This is a genomic window from Paracoccus broussonetiae (genome assembly GCF_031854425.1).
Taxonomy (GTDB): Bacteria; Pseudomonadota; Alphaproteobacteria; order Rhodobacterales; family Rhodobacteraceae; genus Paracoccus; species Paracoccus broussonetiae.
On the sequence record NZ_JAVRQI010000007.1, the window covers coordinates 161,117 to 179,789 of the forward strand.

General features: G+C 65.8%; 17 protein-coding genes. 14 read left to right on the forward strand and 3 right to left on the reverse strand.

Going from position 1 to position 18,673, the window contains the following annotated elements:
- Positions 1-82: 82 nt before the first annotated feature.
- The 9 genes from xylB to RM190_RS10780 all read left to right on the forward strand — a co-directional run bounded on the left by xylB (position 83) and on the right by RM190_RS10780 (position 10,095).
- Positions 83-1,528, forward strand: coding sequence for a xylulokinase (xylB, locus tag RM190_RS10740; protein WP_311759433.1), 1,446 nt, complete (start codon positions 83-85; stop codon positions 1,526-1,528).
- A 25-nt stretch (positions 1,529-1,553) separates the two neighbouring features.
- Entirely contained in the window at positions 1,554-2,864 is a 1,311-nt protein-coding gene (xylA, locus tag RM190_RS10745; RefSeq protein WP_311759434.1) for a xylose isomerase, read from the forward strand.
- Between the two features lie 223 nt (positions 2,865-3,087).
- A complete protein-coding gene (locus tag RM190_RS10750; RefSeq protein ID WP_311759435.1) occupies positions 3,088-4,596 on the forward strand; it encodes an ABC transporter substrate-binding protein in 1,509 nt (502 codons plus the stop codon).
- A gap of 80 nt (positions 4,597-4,676) precedes the next feature.
- Positions 4,677-5,618 (forward strand): ABC transporter permease, encoded by a 942-nt coding sequence (locus tag RM190_RS10755; RefSeq protein ID WP_311759436.1) that lies wholly within the window; start codon positions 4,677-4,679, stop codon positions 5,616-5,618.
- Positions 5,618-6,481 (forward strand): ABC transporter permease, encoded by an 864-nt coding sequence (locus RM190_RS10760; RefSeq protein ID WP_311759437.1) that lies wholly within the window; start codon positions 5,618-5,620, stop codon positions 6,479-6,481. The genes RM190_RS10755 and RM190_RS10760 overlap by 1 nt, the downstream gene beginning before the upstream one ends.
- 1 nt (position 6,482) lies before the next feature.
- Positions 6,483-7,607, forward strand: coding sequence for an amidohydrolase/deacetylase family metallohydrolase (locus RM190_RS10765; protein ID WP_311759438.1), 1,125 nt, complete (start codon positions 6,483-6,485; stop codon positions 7,605-7,607).
- A 22-nt stretch (positions 7,608-7,629) separates the two neighbouring features.
- Positions 7,630-8,637, forward strand: a complete 1,008-nt coding sequence (locus RM190_RS10770) for an ABC transporter ATP-binding protein (RefSeq protein WP_311759439.1) — start codon at positions 7,630-7,632, stop codon at positions 8,635-8,637.
- Positions 8,634-9,596, forward strand: coding sequence for an ABC transporter ATP-binding protein (locus RM190_RS10775; protein ID WP_311759440.1), 963 nt, complete (start codon positions 8,634-8,636; stop codon positions 9,594-9,596). The genes RM190_RS10770 and RM190_RS10775 overlap by 4 nt, the downstream gene beginning before the upstream one ends.
- Positions 9,586-10,095: a RidA family protein gene (locus RM190_RS10780; RefSeq protein ID WP_311759441.1), complete on the forward strand. Its 510-nt coding sequence runs from the start codon at positions 9,586-9,588 to the stop codon at positions 10,093-10,095. Before RM190_RS10775 ends, RM190_RS10780 begins: the two co-directional genes overlap by 11 nt.
- On the opposite strand, the gene RM190_RS10785 is transcribed toward RM190_RS10780, so the two are convergent.
- Positions 10,083-10,880 (reverse strand): IclR family transcriptional regulator, encoded by a 798-nt coding sequence (locus RM190_RS10785; protein ID WP_311759442.1) that lies wholly within the window; start codon positions 10,878-10,880, stop codon positions 10,083-10,085. The two genes, RM190_RS10780 and RM190_RS10785, sit on opposite strands and share 13 nt — an antisense overlap.
- A gap of 81 nt (positions 10,881-10,961) precedes the next feature.
- On the opposite strand from RM190_RS10785, the gene RM190_RS10790 reads away from it, so the two are divergent.
- Complete coding sequence (locus RM190_RS10790; RefSeq protein ID WP_311759443.1) at positions 10,962-12,185, forward strand: aminotransferase class V-fold PLP-dependent enzyme; 1,224 nt, start codon at positions 10,962-10,964, stop codon at positions 12,183-12,185.
- A gap of 223 nt (positions 12,186-12,408) precedes the next feature.
- Positions 12,409-13,071 (forward strand): sulfotransferase family 2 domain-containing protein, encoded by a 663-nt coding sequence (locus RM190_RS10795; protein WP_311759444.1) that lies wholly within the window; start codon positions 12,409-12,411, stop codon positions 13,069-13,071.
- Between the two features lie 14 nt (positions 13,072-13,085).
- Here the strand turns inward: RM190_RS10795 and RM190_RS10800 are convergent, their stop codons facing one another.
- Both RM190_RS10800 and RM190_RS10805 read right to left on the reverse strand, forming a co-directional pair.
- Complete coding sequence (locus RM190_RS10800) at positions 13,086-14,081, reverse strand: DNA topoisomerase IB (protein WP_311759445.1); 996 nt, start codon at positions 14,079-14,081, stop codon at positions 13,086-13,088.
- A 3-nt stretch (positions 14,082-14,084) separates the two neighbouring features.
- Positions 14,085-14,303 (reverse strand): hypothetical protein, encoded by a 219-nt coding sequence (locus RM190_RS10805; protein WP_311759446.1) that lies wholly within the window; start codon positions 14,301-14,303, stop codon positions 14,085-14,087.
- Between the two features lie 320 nt (positions 14,304-14,623).
- On the opposite strand from RM190_RS10805, the gene RM190_RS10810 reads away from it, so the two are divergent.
- From RM190_RS10810 to RM190_RS10820, 3 genes are all read left to right on the forward strand, one after another.
- Positions 14,624-15,097 carry a pyridoxamine 5'-phosphate oxidase family protein gene (locus RM190_RS10810; protein WP_311759447.1) on the forward strand — a complete coding sequence of 158 codons (474 nt, stop codon included), beginning with the start codon at positions 14,624-14,626 and terminating at the stop codon, positions 15,095-15,097.
- Positions 15,098-15,273: 176 nt separating this feature from the next.
- Positions 15,274-18,069, forward strand: a complete 2,796-nt coding sequence (locus RM190_RS10815; protein ID WP_311759448.1) for a calcium-binding protein — start codon at positions 15,274-15,276, stop codon at positions 18,067-18,069.
- 176 nt (positions 18,070-18,245) lie between these two features.
- Complete coding sequence (locus RM190_RS10820) at positions 18,246-18,671, forward strand: globin domain-containing protein (RefSeq protein ID WP_311759449.1); 426 nt, start codon at positions 18,246-18,248, stop codon at positions 18,669-18,671.
- The last annotated feature ends 2 nt before the right edge of the window (positions 18,672-18,673 follow it).

Here is an 18,673-nt window from a genome sequence, read left to right on the forward strand (position 1 = left end):
CATCCGACCCCGGACCTTGATCCAAATCCAGCAACGCGCCGCATCGGGATGTGGCGCGCGGCTGCAGCATTTCAGGCAAGACATGACCTATCTTGGCATCGATCTCGGCACCTCCAGCGTCAAGCTGCTTCTGATCGACGACGCACAGCGCATCATCGGCTCGCAAAGCGCCGAGTTGCAGATTTCCCGCCCGCTGAGCGGGTTCAGCGAACAGGATCCCGCCGACTGGATCGCCGCGACCAGACAAGGCGCGCAGGCCCTGCGCGCCGCGCATCCGGTCGCCTTCGCGGCCATCAGGGGCATCGGCCTGTCCGGGCAGATGCATGGCGCAACCGCCCTTGGGGCGGATGACGGCGTCCTGCGCCCCAGCATCCTGTGGAACGATACCCGCAGCCATGCCGAGGCCGCTGCCCTTGACGCCGATCCCCGGTTCCGCGCGATTTCGGGCAATATCGTCTTTCCGGGCTTTACCGCACCCAAGCTGGTCTGGATGCGCAACCATGAACCCGACCTGTTCGCGCGGGTCGCCAAGGTGCTGCTGCCCAAGGATTACCTGCGCCTCTGGCTGACCGGAGAGCATGTCTCGGACATGTCGGACGCCGCCGGGACAAGCTGGCTTGATACGGGAAAACGCGACTGGTCCGACGAACTGCTGGAGGCGTCGGGGATGAGTCGCGACCAGATGCCCCGGCTGGTCGAGGGCACCGAGGTTTCCGGCCATCTGCGCCCCGAGCTTCTGTCCGAATGGGGACTTTCCGGACCCGTGGCCGTCGCGGGCGGCGCGGGGGACAATGCGGCGGCCGCCTGCGGCATGGGCACGGTCGCGGCGGGGCGGGCCTTCGTCTCGCTGGGCACCTCGGGCGTTCTTTTCGCCGCAAATGACCGCTATCGCCCCCGGCCCGAAAGCGTGGTCCATGCCTTTTGCCACGCCCTGCCGCAGACCTGGCACCAGATGGGGGTGATCCTGTCCGCGACGGACGCGCTGAACTGGCACGCGCGCACCAGCCGCGAAAGCCCGGCGGCGCTGGTCGCGGAACTTGGCAGCACGCTGCGGGCGCCTGGCGTCACCTTCCTGCCCTATCTGTCGGGCGAAAGGACGCCCCATAACGACGCGGTCATTCGGGGCGCCTTTGTCGGACTGGACCACGCGACCGACCGCGCGGCACTGACACAGGCGGTGCTTGAAGGCGTGGCCTTCGCCATCTGCGACAATCTTGAGGCGCTGCGCGCCGCAGGAACGGAACTGACCGCAGTCACGGCGGTCGGGGGCGGCGCGCGGTCGCATTACTGGCTGGGCGTCCTTGCCACCGTCCTGGGCCTGCCCGTGGCGCTGCCCGCGGATGGCGATTTCGGCGCGGCCTTCGGCGCGGCGCGGCTGGGGCTGATCGCGGCCACAGGTGCCGATCCGCTGGACGTCCTGACGCCCCCGGAAACCGACCGCATCTTTGCCCCCGAACCCGCGCTGCGGGATGCCTTTGACCACGCCTATGCCCGCTACCGCGCACTTTATCCCGCCCTGCGCGACTGAATCCTGACAACGGAGACCACCCACCATGAGCACCGGATTTTTCGGCGATATCGAACCGATCCGCTATGAAGGCCCCGAAAGCACCAACCCGCTGGCCTTCCGCCACTACAACCCCGACGAGATCGTCGCCGGCAAGCGGATGGAGGATCACCTGCGCTTTGCCGTCGCCTATTGGCACAGCTTCGACTGGCAGGGCAGCGACCCCTTTGGCGGGCGCACCTTTGACCGCCCCTGGTATGACGGCGGCATGGAGAAGGCCAAGCTCAAGGCCGATGTCGCCTTCGAGATGTTCAGCCTGCTCGGCACACCCTATTACTGCTTCCACGACGCCGATGTCCGCCCCGAGGGCAAGGATTTCGCCGAGAACAGCCGCAACCTGTCCGAGATCGTCGACGTCTTCGAACGCAAGCAGGCCGAGACCGGGCGCAAGCTGCTTTGGGGCACGGCGAACCTGTTTTCGCATCGCCGCTTCATGTCGGGCGCCGCGACCAATCCCGACCCCGCTGTCTTTGCCTTCTCGGCCGCCACGATCAAGACCTGCATGGACGCCACGATGCGTCTGGGCGGCGAGAACTATGTCCTTTGGGGCGGCCGCGAAGGGTATGAGACGCTGCTGAACACCAATCTTGGGCAGGAGCTGGACCAGCTGGCGCGGATGCTGCATCTGGTCGTCGACTACAAGCACAAGATCGGCTTCAAGGGCGCGATCCTGATCGAGCCGAAGCCGCAGGAACCGACCAAGCACCAATACGATTACGACGTCGCCACGGTCTATGGCTTCCTCAGGCGCTACGGGCTTGAGAACGAGGTCAAGGTCAATATCGAACAGGGCCACGCCATCCTTGCCGGGCACTCGTTCGAGCATGAGCTTGCGCTGGCCGGGACGCTGGGCATCTTCGGGTCGATCGACATGAACCGGAACGACTATCAGTCGGGCTGGGACACCGACCAGTTCCCGAACAACGTGCCCGAAATGGCGCTGGCCTATTACCAGATCCTGAAATTCGGCGGCTTCACCACCGGCGGCACCAATTTCGACGCCAAGCTTCGCCGCCAGTCGCTGGACCCGCAGGACCTGCTGATCGCCCATATCGGCGGCATGGATTGCTGCGCGCGTGGCCTGAAGGCCGCGGTCCGGATGCTTGAGGACGGTGCCCTGGAAACCCCGTTGGCCGCGCGCTATGCGGGTTGGACCGGGCCGCTGGGCCAACGTCTTCTGGACAAGGGGACGACTCTGGACCAGATCCACGACCTTGTCTCGACCGACGCGATCAACCCGACCCCGGTTTCGGGCCGTCAGGAATATCTGGAAAACATCGTCAATCGTTACGTCTGACGTATCGGGAACAGCCCCGGAAAAGCCCGCCGCGAGCGGGCTTTTCTGTCGTGGCAATGGCGTTCACGGGCGCACCCTGACGCGGGCCTGTCGGGCCCTGCCGGCCAGTCCCCGCCACCCAATACTCCGTTATTATAGAAGATGATTGACACCTATGTAACTCACCCGGCTTACTCCCTGTTGCGGACTATATGCCATTATAACAGAATACAGGGAGCATCAGATGAATCTTCGCGCCACCTGCATTGCCAGCGCCGCCCTTCTGGCGCTTGTTGCCGCGGGCCCGGTCGCCGCCCAGACCAAGGTCGACGTCGCCTTGATCGGGGATGCCGATACCTTCGATCCGATGGTTTCGACCAAGGACGTGGTCAGCATCGTGACCCAGCATTTCCTGGAAACGCTTTATACCTTCGACAAGAATTGGCAGGTCGTGCCCCTGCTGGCGGCGGACATGCCCAAGGTCAGCGAAGATGGCACCACCTATACGATGCCGCTGCGGCAGGGCGTGACCTTCCATGACGGCTCGTCGATGGACAGCGCCGACGTGGTCGCATCGCTGAACCGCTGGAAGGACGTGGCCAGCCGCGGCAAGGCGATCGCGGGCCAGATCAGCAGCATCGAGGCGACCAGCCCGACCGAGATCACCATCAAGCTGAGCGAGCCCTATGCCCCCCTGACCACGCTGCTTGCCTTTTCGAACTCGGCCGCGGTGATCTATCCGCAGGAAATCATCGCCCCCGAGATCAAGCAGCCGATCGGCACCGGCCCCTATAAGCTGCAGGCCTATCAGCCCGACCAATATACCCAGTTGGTCCGCTTTGACGGCTATACCCAGCCCGGCGCGGCGGCGGGCGAACGCGAGCAGATCCCCGACGAGATCCGCTTCATCCCCGTGCCCGATCCGAACACCCGGGTCGAGGGGTTGCTTTCCGGCCAGTTCGACTATGCCGACAGCCTGTCCACCGAGGTCTTCGACCGGATCGAGGCCTCGGACGTGGCGGAGCCGGTGCTGCTTCAGGCCTTTGGCTGGCCCACCTTCCAGGTCAACCACAAGAAGGGGCTGATGACGGACCTGAACATCCGCCGCGCCGTCCAGGCCGCCCTGCCCTATGACGACATGCTGTTCGCGGCCTTCGGCAACGAGAAGTTCTTCCAGACCGACGGCGCCTATTATCCCGAAGGCTGGCCCTGGCATACCGAGGAAGGGACCGAGCTTTACAACCAGAACGACCCGGAAAAGGCCGCCGAATATCTCAAGGCGGCAGGCTACGACGGCAAGCCGCTGCGGATCCTGACCTCGCGCCAATACGAGTTCCATTACCAGATGGCGGAAGTGGCCCGGATGGCGCTGGAAATGGCGGGGTTCAAGGTCGAGCTGGACGTGGTCGACTGGGCGACGCTGGCACAGAACCGGGACAATCCGGACCTGTGGGACATCTATATCACCCATTCGCCCTTCCTGCCCGAACCGACGCTGACCTCGTCGCTTTCCTCGACCTCACGCGAAGGCTGGGCCAATCCCGAGAAGGAAGAGATCCTGAAACGCTTTACCCATGAAAGCGATCCGGAAGCGCGCAAGGCCATCTATGCCGAGCTTCAGCGCAAGATCTATGACGATGTGGGCATGATCAAGATCGGCAATTTCAGCGCCGTGCAAGGCAAGTCGCGGGCGCTGTCGGGCGTCACGCCCTCGCCCTGGCCCGCCTTCTGGAACGCCTCGAAGAAGCAATAGGCCGTGCCGAACGGTCGCGCGGCCCGCCGCGCGGCCACACCCAGCCACACCGACGCTTTTCGCAACGTATCGAGCCATTTATGCGCAGCTATCTGTTCCGTCGCCTGATCGGCATGATCGTCGTCATCTTCCTTGTGCTGACCATCGCCTTCGTGCTGGTGCGGCTGGCACCGGGCGATCCGGCGGCCTTGATGCTGGGGCCCGACGCCACCCCGGCCGAGGTCGCGGCCCTGCGCGTCAGGCTGGGGCTGGATCAGCCGATCGTCGTGCAATACGTCACCTTCCTTGCGAATGCGCTGCGGGGCGATCTGGGCCAGTCGCTGTTCTTCAACCAGCCGGTCACGCAGGTGCTGGCCGACCGGGCCGAGCCGACGGTCTTTCTGGCGATCTTTTCGCTGCTGGTCGCGCTGGTCATCGCCACGCCCATCGGCATCCTTGCGGCCTATCGCCGGGGTTCGGTGCTTGACCAGGGTTCGATCACCTCGGCCATGCTGGCGGCGGCGGTCCCCAGCTTTCTGACCGGGCTGATATTCCAGCGCTATCTTGCCACCGACCTGGGCTGGTTTCCGGCCTCGGGCTATGGCGGCGCGGATGCGGGATTTGCCGAAAGGATGCGGCATCTGTTCCTGCCCGCGATCACGCTTGGCATCACCAATTCGGCGCTGATCCTGCGGTTCACCCGCGCCTCGATGCTGGAGATCCTGGGCGAGGATTACGTCCGCACCGCCCGCGCCAAGGGCATGAGCGAGCGCCGCGTCGTCCTGCGCCACGCGTTGAAGAACGCGGGCATCCCGATCATCACCGTGGTCGGCCTGACCTTCGCGCTGCTGGTTTCCGGCGCAGTCGTGACCGAGCGCGTGTTCAACCTGCCTGGCATGGGCAATCTGGTCGTGAACGCGGTCCTGCGCCGAGATTATCCGGTGATCCAGGGCACGCTGATCGTGGTCGCGGCGCTCTATGTGCTGGTGAACCTGCTGACCGATCTTCTTTACCTCGTCGTCGACAAGAGGGTGAAATACTGATGGCCGGTTCCGCATCCCCGCTCGCCGCCGGGCCGGGCTTTCGCAAGCTGATGCTGCAACGCCCCTCGGTCGCGGTGACGCTGGCGATCTTCCTGCTGATCGTCGCGGCCTGCTTCCTGCTGCCGGCGCTTGGCGTGACCAGCATCGGGGGAATGTCGGTCCGCAATCGCCTGACCGGTCCCAGCAGCCAGCATCTGCTGGGCGCGGATGCCTTTGGGCGGGACGTGCTGGGCCGCCTTTTGGTGGCGGGCCGGACCTCGCTGGGGATCGGGCTGGGCGTGGCGATCCTGTCCTCGGCCGCGGGGATCGTGATCGGACTGGTCGCGGGCTTTTTCCGCAGGCTCGACACGCCGCTGTCGCGGCTGATCGACGCGATGATGGCATTCCCCGACATCCTGCTGGCGCTGTCGCTTGTGGCGATCTTCGGCGGCTCGATGGCGAATGTGATGCTGGCGCTGTCCGTCGTCTATACGCCCCGCATCGCGCGGATCGTGCGCGCCTCGACCCTGGTGATCCGCGAACTGCCCTATGTCGAGGCGGCGCGCGCCCTGGGCACCCGCACGGTCACGATCATGCTGACCCATGTGCTGCGCAACATCATGTCCCCGATCCTGGTGCAGGCCACGTTCATCTTTGCCTATGCCATGCTGGCCGAGGCCGGGCTGTCCTTTCTGGGCGTCGGCGTCGATCCGAAGATTCCCACCTGGGGAACGATGGTGAACGAAGGACGGCAATATATCGACTCTGCCTTCTTCCTGATCCTCTTCCCCGGCCTCGCCATCGCGCTTTCCGTCCTGTCGCTGCAGATTGTCGGCGACGGCCTGCGCGACGCGCTGGACCCCAAACTTGCCAAGGAGACCTGAATTGCCGTTGAGACTGACGAACTTCAAACCCGTGGGCTTCGATGCCGCGCCCGACGAAATCTTCGTCGATGCGTCGGGCAAGGTTGCCGCGACCCCGGTCGAGGGGGTCGAGGTGCTGGACCTGAAGGGGGCGTATCTGTCGCCCGGCTGGTGCGACCTGCATGTCCATGTCTGGCACGGCGGCACCGACATCTCCATCCGCGCCGCGGAAGCGGGGCGTGCGACCGGCGTCACCGCCATGGCCGATGCCGGATCGGCGGGCGAGGCGAATTTCCACGGCCTCAGGGAATATGTCATCGACCCGGCCAGCGAGACGATCAAGGCCTTCCTGAACATCGGCTCGATCGGGCTGGTGGCCTGCAACCGCGTGCCCGAACTGATCGACTGGCGGTCCATCGACATCGACCGGACGCTGGCGGTGATCGAGGCGAACCGGGACGTCATCTGCGGCATCAAGGTCCGCGCCTCGGGTGTGATCGTGGGCAGCTGGGGCATCACCCCCGCCAAGATCGCCAAGCGCATCGCCGAGATGGTCGACCTGCCGCTGATGGTCCATGTCGGCGAGCCGCCGCCCCTGATCGACGAGGTGTTCGAGATCCTGACGCCGGGCGACATCGTCACCCATTGCTTCAACGGCAAGGCCGCGGGTTCGATCCGCGACACCGCCGCGCTGTTCAAGATGGCGCAGGACATGGCCGAACGCGGCATCCTGATGGATATCGGGCATGGCGGCGCGTCCTTCAACTTCAAGACGGCCCGCGACTCGATCGCCGACGGGTTGCGGCCCTTCTCGATCTCGACTGACCTGCACATGCGCTCGATGGAGACGCCGGTCTATGACATGGCAACCACGGTCTCGAAGCTGCTGGCCGTGGGGCTGAGCTTCGAGGATTGCATCCAGGCCACGACCAACGCTCCCCGGTCCGTGCTGGGTCTGTCGGGTGCGGACGGGCTGACGCCGGGCAGTCGCGCCGACTTCACGGTCTTCGACCTGGAAAAGGCCAGCATCGATGTCGCCGACAGCCAGGGCAATCACCTGGTGATGGACCGGGTGTTCGAACCGCGCATGACCGTCCTTGGCGACGACGCCCGGCCCGCCGCGCGCCGTTTGCCGCCTGCGGGCTGATCCCAAGCGAAAGGAGTTCCGGATGCAGACGCAGATGCCTGACGGCACGATCCTGTCGGTCGAGGGGCTGCGGGTGGGCTTCGGCAGCCCGAACGCGCCCGTGACCGCATTGCGCGATGTCAGCTTCACGCTGGCGCGGGGCCGCACGCTGGCGCTGGTCGGCGAAAGCGGATCGGGCAAGTCGGTCACGTCGCTGGCGCTGATGGGGCTTCTGCCTCCTTCGGGACGGATCCTGTCGGGGCGACTGGACTTTCTGGGGCGTGACGGCCGCGTCACCGATCTGGCGCGGCTGGACGCCGCAGGCTTTCGCCGCCTGCGCGGACCGGGCCTGTCGATGATCTTTCAGGAGCCCATGTCCTCGCTGAACCCGCTGTTCACCATCGGCGACCAGATCGGCGAGATGCTGCTGCTGCACGACGACGCCCCGGCGGCACAGCGGCGGCGCCGCGTGATCGAGATGCTGGAAATGGTCGAGATCCCCGGCGCCGCCGCCCGCTTCGATGCCTATCCGCACGAATTGTCCGGCGGCATGCGGCAGCGGGTCATGATCGCGATGGGCATGATCTGCCACCCCGACCTGCTGATCGCGGATGAGCCGACGACCGCGCTGGACGTGACCATTCAGGCCCAGATCCTGGACCTGATGCGCAGGCTGCAAAAGGATCTGGGCATGTCGATCCTGTTCATCACCCATGACATGGGCGTGGTGGCCGAAATGGCCGACGACGTCGCGGTCATGTATGCCGGCGCGGTGGTCGAGCAGGCCTCCGTTCTGGACCTGTTTGACCATACGCGCCACCCCTATACCCGCGGGTTGCTGGCCTCGATCCCCAATGATGGGCTGGGGCCGGATGAACGGCTGGTGCCGATCCCCGGCTCGGTCCCGCGTCTGGGGGCGCTGCCGTCGGGATGCGCCTTTGCGCCCCGATGCAGCCACGCCCAGCCAGAATGCCAGCGGCCCGTTTCGCTGGAGGAGAAGGCGGAAGGCCATCTTTCTGCCTGCATCTTCGATTTCGCGGGGGCGGCATGACCGACGCTTTGCTTCAGATCCGCAACCTGACCAAGCGGTTCCAGACACCATCCGGCACGGTCCACGCGGTCGAGGATGTCAGCTTCGACATCCCGCGCGGCTCGATCACGGGGCTGGTGGGGGAAAGCGGTTCGGGCAAGACCACGCTGGGCCGGACGATCCTGCGGCTGGTCGAACCGACGGCGGGCCGGATCACCTTTGACGGCACCGACATCACCCGCCTTGGCGCGGGCGGAATGCGCGACATGCGCCGCCGGATGCAGATCATCTTTCAGGACCCGGTTTCGTCCCTGAACCCGCGCCTGAAGGTGGGCGACCTGATCGCCGAGGGGCTGCGCGCCTTCGGCAACGGCACGGCCCGCGACCGGCGCGACCGGATCGCCGCGCTGCTGGAGGAGGTCGGCCTGAACGCCGATCACATGGACCGATATCCCCACGCCTTTTCGGGCGGGCAGCGGCAACGAATCGGCATCGCCCGCGCGCTGGCGCTGGAGCCGGATTTCATCGTCGCCGACGAAAGCGTCTCGGCGCTGGACGTGTCGATCCAGGCGCAGGTGCTGAACCTGCTGCTGGACCTGCGCAAGACCCGCAACCTGACAATGCTGTTCATCGCCCATGACCTGTCGGTGGTGAACTATCTGTGCGATCAGGTGGCGGTGATGTATCTGGGCCGGCTGATGGAAATCGGCCCGACCGACCGCGTGCGCAAGGGCTCGGCCCATCCCTATACGCGGGCGCTGAACTCGGCGATCCCGCAGCCGGACCCGCGCGCCGCCCGCAACCGCACGCCGCTGCAAGGGGACATTCCCAGCCCGCTTGCGCCGCCTTCGGGATGCGTGTTCCGCACCCGCTGCCCGCATGTCGCCCAGATCTGCGCCAAAGCCGTTCCCGGCCCGCATCTCATGGACCGAAATCATCAAAGCTACTGCAAGAGAACCGAGGAACTTTATGGACTCTGACGCGCTGGAAAGCACGCCCGAAACCCGCCTCGCCGCATTGGGCATCACCTTGCCCAAGGCCGCGCCGACGCCGATCGGATCCTTCCGCAATGTCCGTCGCGCGGGCAACATGATCTATGTTTCGGGACAGGGTCCGGTCCGGGCCGACGGCACGCTGATCCGCGGCAAGGTCGGAAGCGAGGTGACGGCCGAGGAAGCCCGCGATCACGCAAGGCTGGTCGCCGTCAACATCCTGTCCGCTTTGCGCGACGCGCTGGGGTCGCTTGACCGGGTCAGCGGCGTGGTAAAGCTGCTGGGCCTTGTCAACGCGGACCCCGATTTCGAGCGCCATCCCTTTGTGATCGACGGCGCCTCGGACCTGCTGGCCGACATTTTCGGCGAGGCGGGCATCCATGCGCGGTCGTCCTTTGGCGTCGGCTCCCTGCCCAACCGCATCTCGGTCGAGATCGAGGCGATCTTCGAGATCGATGACCGGATCCAGCCGGATCAGTCGCGGTGATTCAGTCCCAGCGCCCTTTCGACGGACCGCGCGGCCTCGCGCACCGCGCGCGCCACATGGTCGAACTTGTCGGGCACGCGATGCTTGGGCATGACCACGGACAGCGTCAGCTCGCAGGTTCCGTCCAGCCCGCGAATGGGCGCGGCGATGCAGGCGACCTGATCTTCGGATGTGTCGATCTGGACGGAAAGCCCGTTCAGGAAATCCTCGCGCGAGGTCTGGGCCAGCTTTGCGGGATCGGTTTCGGCAAGCCCGGTATTCGACGGCCGGGCATAGTCGCGGAACACCGCCAGCCGGGCATCGTCGGGCAGATGGCCGATCAGCAGCCGCCCCGATGCGGTCCAGTTCAGCGGCACCCGCGTGCCCACGTCCGAGGTGACGCGGAACGGCCCGGTCCCCTCGGCCATCGCCACGACCTGCATCATGCCTTCGTCGCGGGCGCAGATCTGGACCATTTCGCCGACCTTCTCGTTCAGCGCGAACATCGCCCGCTCGGCCTCGCCAAAGGCGCTCATCCGGGCGCGATAGGCCAGGCCATAGCGCATCAGCCGCGGTCCCAGCCACACCCGGCCATCACCGCTGCGCGACAGGGCCGCGCGCTCTTCCAGCTCGTCGATCAGCTTGTAGATGGTCGAGGGCGGCGCACCCGCCACCTTGGCCAGTTCATAGGCCGTCATCGGCGTATGCCGTTCGGCCAGAATGTCCAGGATTTGCAATGCCCGGTCGATGCCGCTGGTGCGCGATCGCCGTTCCGTGCCGTCCGTCATCGCCATGTCGCCCTGCATGAGTTGCATACCGCCAAGTTATACGCAGTTTTGGCATAGATACTACAATTATGGAACTTCAAAGGACCGAAAGACGAAGCCATGCTTAGAAATACCGAATATCCCATCGACTGGTCTTGGCACGATTCCGAAGGCTTCAAGCGGCTTGTCAACGTCTCGGGGACGATGACATCGCTGGGCGGGTCGATTGCAACGCCGCGCGTCGCCGCGGCAACCGCCGCCGCCATGCCCCGCTTTGCCCGCATTCATGAAATGCAGGCCCGCGCGTCCGAGGTGATCGCTCGCCTGACCGGGGCCGAGGCCGGGTTCCTGACCGCTTCGGCCAGCGCCGGGATCACCCTTGCGGTGGCGGGCGCGATCACCGGCATGGACCCGGCGCGCGCCGAGGCGCTGCCGACCGCCCCCGGCGCACGCAGCGCGGTCGCCGTCCAGATGGGGCATCTGTGCGAATATGGCGCGGCCGTGTCGCAGGCCATCGCGCTGGCGGGGGGCAGCACGCGCATCGTGGGTCAGTCGACGCTGGCCAAGGATTACCAGCTTGCCGCCGCGCTGGACGAAACCTGCGCCGCGGCGCTTTATGTCGTGTCGCACCATGTCGTCGATTACGGGATGATCCCGCTGGAGACCTTTGCCGAGATCGCCCATGCCAGGGGCGTGCCGGTGATCGTCGATGCGGCCTCGGAATACGACCTGCGTGGCCTGCTGGCGAAGGGCGCGGACATCGTGATCTATTCCGGCCACAAGTTTTTGGGCGGGCCGACCTCGGGCATCGTCGCGGGACGCAAGGATCTGGTCCGCGCGGGCTATCTGCAGAATATCGGCATCGGTCGCGGCATGAAGATCGGCAAGGAAAGCATCGCCGGCGCAATCGCCGCCATGGAGCAGTGGCTGGAACGCGATCACGAGGCCGTCCGCGCCGAGGAAAACCGTGCGCTGGACCTGTGGCAGGACGCCATTTCCGGTCTGCCCGGCATCACCCCGGTGCGCATTCCCGACCCCACCGCGAACCCGCTGGAGCGGTTGCAGGTCTGGGTTGATCCCGCCAAGGCCGGTGCCAGCGCCGCGCAATTCGCGGAAGCCTTTGGTCGCAACGATCCGCCCCTGATCGTGCGCGGGCACGAGGTCGAACACGGCTATTTCCAGCTGGACCCCTGCAACCTGATGCAGGGCCAGGCAGAGCTGGTGCGCGATGCGCTGGTGAAAGTCCTGACGGATGCCGAAAGCGCGGCGCGGTTCGACACGCGGGCGGCGCTGGCAGCGGCACGCAATGGCGGAACCCAGGCCTATATGGACTGGCTGGCCTAGTCGGCGCAGGGCCGGGGCGGGCCGGGCGGCGCGAAAGGGTCAGCCCGGCGAACCAGCGCGACGCCTGAAGGGGGGGGCGGCTTTTCCCCGCCGACTCCCCGCCATCGGAACGCACAAAACCGCCTATTCAAAACGGCAGCTGGTCCGGTGTCTGGAGGCGTGGCGCCGCCCCTGCTATGCAGGCCGGCGGTGGCACAGAATGCCGGCAAAAGACCGAACGAACATGACGACCAAAACCACGGCCCCCGATTTTTGCCTGGGGGACGATCCGACGCCCCGCATCCCTGGTTTCGACAACCGCGACGCGGGATGGGGCGGCAAGCTGCACCTGCGGCTGACGCTGGGCGGAATGCGGATCCGATATGCCTATATCCGGAAAAACGGCTGTTCCAGCTTCAAGACAGCGCTGGGATACTCATCCACGGCGCGCGTCTCGGATCTGGCGCGCAGCAGTCGTGCGCCGCTGTTCCGGCGATACGATGCCACCATCTTCGTCTGGCGCGATCCGGTCGCGCGTCTGGTCAGCCTGTATCGCAACAAGATCCTGGATCGCCGCGGGGCCGAGGATATCCTGCGCCGTTACCGCGCGCGCATGAACGAAGAGCCGACAAGCTTTGAACGCTTTGTCGAGTTTGCGGGTCTGCAAGCCGATCCCCATTGCCTGCCTCAGGCGAAACACCTTTACCCGATCAGGTATACCCATGCGATCCCGCTGGAGCGCCTGCATGAAACGATGTCGGTGCTGGTCGGCAAGGATGCGGCGCGGCCCTTTGCCCGGCGCGTCAACGCCTCGGATGCGCAGCCGGTCACGGTCAGCCTGCGCGCGCGGCAGATGATCCGGTCGATCTATGCGGCGGATTACCAGCTGATCGACCAGTTGGCCTAGGGCCTTGCCCGGCCTCAGGAAGACGCGCCCAAAAATGCCAGCAGCCTGACCTCGCTTTTCCGCAGGTCGGCGATGTCGGGGCCGGTCAGGTTCTCGAACAGGGCAAGGCGCTGTTCCTGGGTCCGGTCGGCCAGCGCCAGAACCTTGGGGTGGATATAGGATTTCCGGCAGATCGTCGGGGTGTTGTACAGGCGTTCCGCTGCGGCCTCGCACATGGTGCGGGCCGTCAGGGGGACACCCGGCGCGGGGTCCAGCGCCAGTTCGAACCCCGCCAGCGTCCCACCCCAGGTGCGGAAGGTCTTGGCGGTCATCCCTTCGCCCGCAATCTCGGCAAGGTATTCGTTCACGTCCTGCGAATGCAGGCTGCGCGGCTCTCCCTCATCGTCGAGATAGGTGAAGATATTACGCCCCGGCAGATCGCCAATGCCCTGCAGGATGCGGTTCAGCCGCTTGTCGCGCAGCACATGGCGGCAAAACTTGCCGCCCTTGGCGCGGAACTTCAGCTGGACCAGCCCGTCGTCGCTGAGGCTGAGATGCCGGGTCAACAGCGTCGAGGCGCCAAAGCTGCGGTTCGCGGCGGTATAGGCGGGATTGCCGATGCGCAGATAGGTCCGGTCCAGCAGCAGGACCAGCGCGGCCAGGCTGAAGTCGCGGTCCCCGACCTCGGCGCGCAGGTCGCGCCGCAGGCGGCGGCGCAGGGCGGGCAAGGCCTGTCCGAAGGCCAGAAGCTGGTCGAACTTGGTCTTGGACCGGGTTTCGCTCCACCTCGGGTGATAGCGGTATTGCTTGCGCCCGCGTTCGTCGCGACCGGTCGCCTGCAAATGCCCGTTCGCCAGCGCGCAGATCCAGACATCGCGGTAGGCCGGAGGTACGGCCAGCGCCCGGATGCGCGCCAGCTCGTCCCGGTCCAGCGCCTCGCCCGTCGGGCCACGATAGCTGAAGCCCTTTCCCGCGCGGCGTCGGGAAATGCCGGGCTGGCTGTCCGAGACGAAGACCAGTCTTTCGCCCATGCCTCAGTAATTCGCCGGAGGGTCGCTGGCGGGAAAGGACTGGTCGGCCTGTTCATCGACCATGTCCCAGTCCGAGGGTGTCTCGCGCATCGCCTCGGGACCGGAATCGCGGACCTTTTCAAGGCGAGGCGTCGCCTGCATCCGCCGTGCGTCCAACGCCGATTTCAGCAAAAAGCCCGCGGCGATACCAAGGCCAAGGCGCAGGATCAGGTTGTTTGTCATGCTGGCTCCTCTTCAGGCTGGACCGCATCGAGGGCCCGGAAAGGGCCGGGATTCTGCGGTGCGTGGTGCCTTGGGGAAAACCCGCCTGCCGGTGCATGGTTCCAGCCCCGGTTCCAGCCCCGGTTCCGGTCCCGGTCATGGCCCCGGTCATGGCGCGGGGAACCATGACCGGCGCGGGACGTTCCAACTGCAAGCCGGGCAAGGTGGCGTCTCGGTCACCTGCTCAAGACGATAACCCGATCTCGATCAGCAGAAGCAGCGAACGCGTGGACCCCTGGGCCAACGCGGTGGCGGTGCTTGGCCAGCGAAAGGAACGCATCATGGCAGATGAACAGCAGACTTTCTGGAAGCGCCTGGACGGCATCAATGCCGGCATGCTGGGCACGCGCGACCGGCTGAAACTGGTCCCGATGTCGCATTATGCCGACCCGGACGAAAACGCCCTGTGGTTCATCACCGCCGAGGGCACGGATATCGTGGCGGAAGTGAAGCAGGGGCCGAAGCCGGCCTTGCACATTATCGGCGATGCGGGGGGCAAGCTTTGGGCGCAGATCGAAGGGCAGCTTGAGCTTTCCGCGGACCGCGAAAAGCTGGACGAGATCTGGAGCAGGGTCGCGGCGGCGTGGTTCGACGAAGGCAAGCAGGATCCCGATCTGCGCCTGCTGAAATTCAGCCTGGCACAGGCTGATGTCTGGTCAACCTCGGGCGGCCTCGGGTTTCTTTTCCAGATCGCCAAGGCCAACCTGACCGGGGACGAACCCGATATCGGCGAGCATTTTCACCTGAGCTTCTGAAGACGCGCCGCGTCCAGACTTGCACGCCATGCCGCGCGGCCCCCGCCGCGCGGCCTTGAAACACAGCTGCAATATCCGCCCCGCCGTGACGGCATCGCCCTGAAACACGCGGGGCGCAAAACCTTGCGCAGATCCATTCCGGGCGATCCCGCCCGCAGACATTCGGAGAGCGCGGCATGCCACAAACCCAGATCACCCTGACAGGCTCGGTCCATACCTGGACCGCGCCGGACAGCGGCAGCTATTACGTCACCGGGACGACCTTGGCGGATACCATCACCTCGGCGGGCGGGGACGACCTTCTTGACGGCGGGGCGGGCAATGATTTCCTGACCTCGGGCGATGGCGCGGACATCGTCTATGGCGGCGATGGCAACGACACCATCGAGGTCGGCGACAAGGGCGTCTACAACGATACCGGCGATGCGACCGTCTATGGCGGGCAAGGCGATGACCAGATCATTTCCCATGCCGACACGGCCCTGATCTATGGCGGGATCGGCAATGACCGCATCACCATCGACGGTCCCAGCGGCACCGCCTATGGCGAGGATGGCGACGACATCATCAGCATGCAGGCCGATGGCACGGTCAATGGCGGCAATGGCAACGACCAGTTCTTTCTGACCGAGGGCATCATCGATGTCGCCATCACCGCCAATGGCGATGCCGGCAATGACACCTTCACCTTTGGCATCGACAGCGCGTACAGCCCCGGTTCGACCTTCCGCGCCTATGGCGGGGCCGGCAATGACACCTATGTCAATGTCGGCAGCGACCAGTCCCACGACGTGACCATCGGCGAGAACGCGAATGGCGGCACCGATACCGTCGTCGTCCTGCTGGGCAACGACTACACGCTGGGCGCCAATATCGAAAACCTGCGCGTCGATACCTATGCCTATGACAAGTATTACTACGATACGCCCGAGGGCGGCAGCACGCTGACCGGGAACGCGCTGAACAATGTCATCACCGGCTCGATCCGCGCCGACAGCATCCGCGGCGATGCCGGAAACGACACCCTTGCGGGCGAGGCGGGCAATGACACGCTGCGCGGCGGCGCGGGGAACGACCAGATCGACGGCGGCGCCGGTTCGGACACGCTTTATGGCGAGGACGGCAATGACAGCCTGACCGGAGGTCCGGGCGACCGGCTGGAGGGCGGGAACGGCGATGACAGCTATCTGATCGGCAGCGCCACGACCGTCATCGCCGAGACCCTGACGGGCGGCACCGACACGGTGCGCGCGCTCGTGACCCATTCCCTGGCCGCGAATGTCGAAAATCTGGTGCTGCTGAATGACAGCGCGGCGACCAACGGCACCGGCAACGCGCTGGACAACCGCATCACCGGATCGGCCACCGCCAACGTCATCAGCGGCATGGCCGGGCGCGATTTCCTTTACGGCATGGGCGGGAATGACAGCATCCTTGGCGGCGACGGCAATGACGTCGCGCAGGGTGGCGACGGCAACGACACCATCATGGGCGATGCCGGGGACGATATCCTGAATGGCGGGACGGGCGGCGACTCGATGCGGGGCGGCGCGGGCATCGACATTCTGACTGGCGAGGACGGGAACGACTATCTGAACGGCGAAGGTGATGCCGATGCCATCAACGGCGGGGCCGGAAACGACGTCGGTGTCGGCATGGACGGCAACGACCAGCTGTTCGGCGGCGACGGCAACGACTCGCTTTACGGCGGAGCGGGGGCGGACAGCCTGCGCGGCGATGCCGGGGCGGATTACCTGGATGGCGGGACCGAGGCCGACAGCATGACCGGGGGTCTGGGCAACGACGTCTATATCGTCGACACCACGGCCGACAAGGTGATCGAGGCCGCGGGCGGCGGCACGGACGAGGTGCGGACCTGGACCTCCAGCTATTCCCTGGGGGCCGAGGTCGAGAACCTGATGAAGCTTGGCAGCGGCACCTTTCTGGGGACGGGCAATGCGCTGAACAACCTCATGACCGGAGGCATGGGGAATGACACGCTTTGGGGCATGGACGGCAATGACAGCCTGATCGGCGGCAGCGGCAATGACGTGCTGGACGGCGGGGCGGGAAACGACCTTGTCTTCGGCGGACAGGGGCTGGACACGATGATCGGCGGGGCGGGCAATGATACCGTCAGCTTTGCCGCCAATGCCTATGGCGTCGGCGTGAACCTGCAGACGAATTTCGTCGGAGGCACCGATGCGACTGGCGAAAGGATCTCGGGGTTCGAGAACGTGATCGGCAGCAATGCCGCAGACCAGATCGTCGGCTCGGCCGAGGCGAATATCCTGAACGGCGGCGATGGTAATGACATCCTGACCGGCGGCGCGGGCGCGGACCGGCTGGACGGCGATGGCGGCATCGACATCGCCAGCTATGCAAATTCGGCGGCCGCCGTGACCGTTGCCCTGGATAGCGCGTCCAGCACCCAGGTGCAGGGCTATTACGGCACCGGCAGCGGGGGCGACGCCCAGGGCGACATGCTTCTGGATATCGAATCCCTTTATGGCTCGGCCTTTGGCGACCGGCTGACGGGGGCAATGGCGGGTGGCAGCCTTTACGGCCTTGCGGGCAATGACCGGCTGGAGGGGCGCGATGCGGTCGACCTGCTGTCGGGCGGGGACGGCGCCGACCAACTGATCGGGAATGGCGGCGCCGACGTGCTGAACGGCGGTGCGGGCAATGACAAGCTGACCGGCGGGGCTGGCAACGACCAGCTGACGGGCGGCGCGGATGTCGATCAGTTCATCTTCACCTCTGGCGCCATCGCCGGACAGACCGACACCATCACCGACTTCCAGGACGGGACCGACCGGCTGGTCTTCGACGCCGCGCTTCAGGGCCATGTCACCGCCACCGACGTGGCGGGCGGCACGCAGCTTCACGTCGATACCGGCGCGGGCGATTTCACCGTCTTCGTGCAGAATGTCACGGGTGCCCAGGTCATGGACCAGCTGGCCTATATCTGACCCGCCCGGCCAGAAGCGCTGACCAACCCGCCCCTTGGGGCGGGTTTTTCCGTGCCTGCATTGCAACGCCTGTAACGCGGCCCGCGCCCGCGCGGCATCAAGCGGAAACACCCACGCGGCATGTTGGGGCCAAGAAGCCGCCCCGCGCCGGGACGGCCGGGAGACAGGAGGAACCCATGCTCCCCTCGGACATCGCCTTGATCAGACGCCAGTTCGCCACCGTCAAAGGGCAGGAGGCCGCTTTCGGCGCCGCCTTTTACGCGCGGCTTTTCCAGGATGCGCCCCGGTTGCGGGTGCTGTTCCCGCCGGATCTGGCCGACCAGTCGCGCAAGCTGATGATGACGCTGGGCTTTGCCGTCGCAAGCCTTGACCGGGTCGAGGCCCTGCGCCCGGTCGTGGTCGAACTGGGTTGCCGTCACGTGGCTTACGGCGTCGATGCAGGCATGCTTGCCCCGGTCGGACATGCGCTGCTGGCGACGCTGGCCGATACCTTCGGCCCCGGCTTCGACACGGATGCCCGCGCGGCCTGGCTTTCGGCCTATTCCACGCTGGCGGCGATGATGGCCGAGGGGCTTGATGCGGCGCGCAACCGCGTCGCCTGACC

Coding starts and splice junctions, on each gene's coding strand:
- RM190_RS10780 (WP_311759441.1), top strand. CDS start 9,586: ATGGACTCTGACGCGCTGGAAAGCACGCCCGAAACCCGCCTCGCCGCA.
- xylB (WP_311759433.1), top strand. CDS start 83: ATGACCTATCTTGGCATCGATCTCGGCACCTCCAGCGTCAAGCTGCTT.
- RM190_RS10795 (WP_311759444.1), top strand. CDS start 12,409: ATGACGACCAAAACCACGGCCCCCGATTTTTGCCTGGGGGACGATCCG.
- RM190_RS10755 (WP_311759436.1), top strand. CDS start 4,677: ATGCGCAGCTATCTGTTCCGTCGCCTGATCGGCATGATCGTCGTCATC.
- RM190_RS10770 (WP_311759439.1), top strand. CDS start 7,630: ATGCAGACGCAGATGCCTGACGGCACGATCCTGTCGGTCGAGGGGCTG.
- RM190_RS10785 (WP_311759442.1), bottom strand. CDS start 10,880: ATGCAGGGCGACATGGCGATGACGGACGGCACGGAACGGCGATCGCGC.
- RM190_RS10810 (WP_311759447.1), top strand. CDS start 14,624: ATGGCAGATGAACAGCAGACTTTCTGGAAGCGCCTGGACGGCATCAAT.
- RM190_RS10775 (WP_311759440.1), top strand. CDS start 8,634: ATGACCGACGCTTTGCTTCAGATCCGCAACCTGACCAAGCGGTTCCAG.
- RM190_RS10790 (WP_311759443.1), top strand. CDS start 10,962: ATGCTTAGAAATACCGAATATCCCATCGACTGGTCTTGGCACGATTCC.
- RM190_RS10815 (WP_311759448.1), top strand. CDS start 15,274: ATGCCACAAACCCAGATCACCCTGACAGGCTCGGTCCATACCTGGACC.
- RM190_RS10805 (WP_311759446.1), bottom strand. CDS start 14,303: ATGACAAACAACCTGATCCTGCGCCTTGGCCTTGGTATCGCCGCGGGC.
- RM190_RS10800 (WP_311759445.1), bottom strand. CDS start 14,081: ATGGGCGAAAGACTGGTCTTCGTCTCGGACAGCCAGCCCGGCATTTCC.
- RM190_RS10750 (WP_311759435.1), top strand. CDS start 3,088: ATGAATCTTCGCGCCACCTGCATTGCCAGCGCCGCCCTTCTGGCGCTT.
- RM190_RS10820 (WP_311759449.1), top strand. CDS start 18,246: ATGCTCCCCTCGGACATCGCCTTGATCAGACGCCAGTTCGCCACCGTC.
- RM190_RS10760 (WP_311759437.1), top strand. CDS start 5,618: ATGGCCGGTTCCGCATCCCCGCTCGCCGCCGGGCCGGGCTTTCGCAAG.
- xylA (WP_311759434.1), top strand. CDS start 1,554: ATGAGCACCGGATTTTTCGGCGATATCGAACCGATCCGCTATGAAGGC.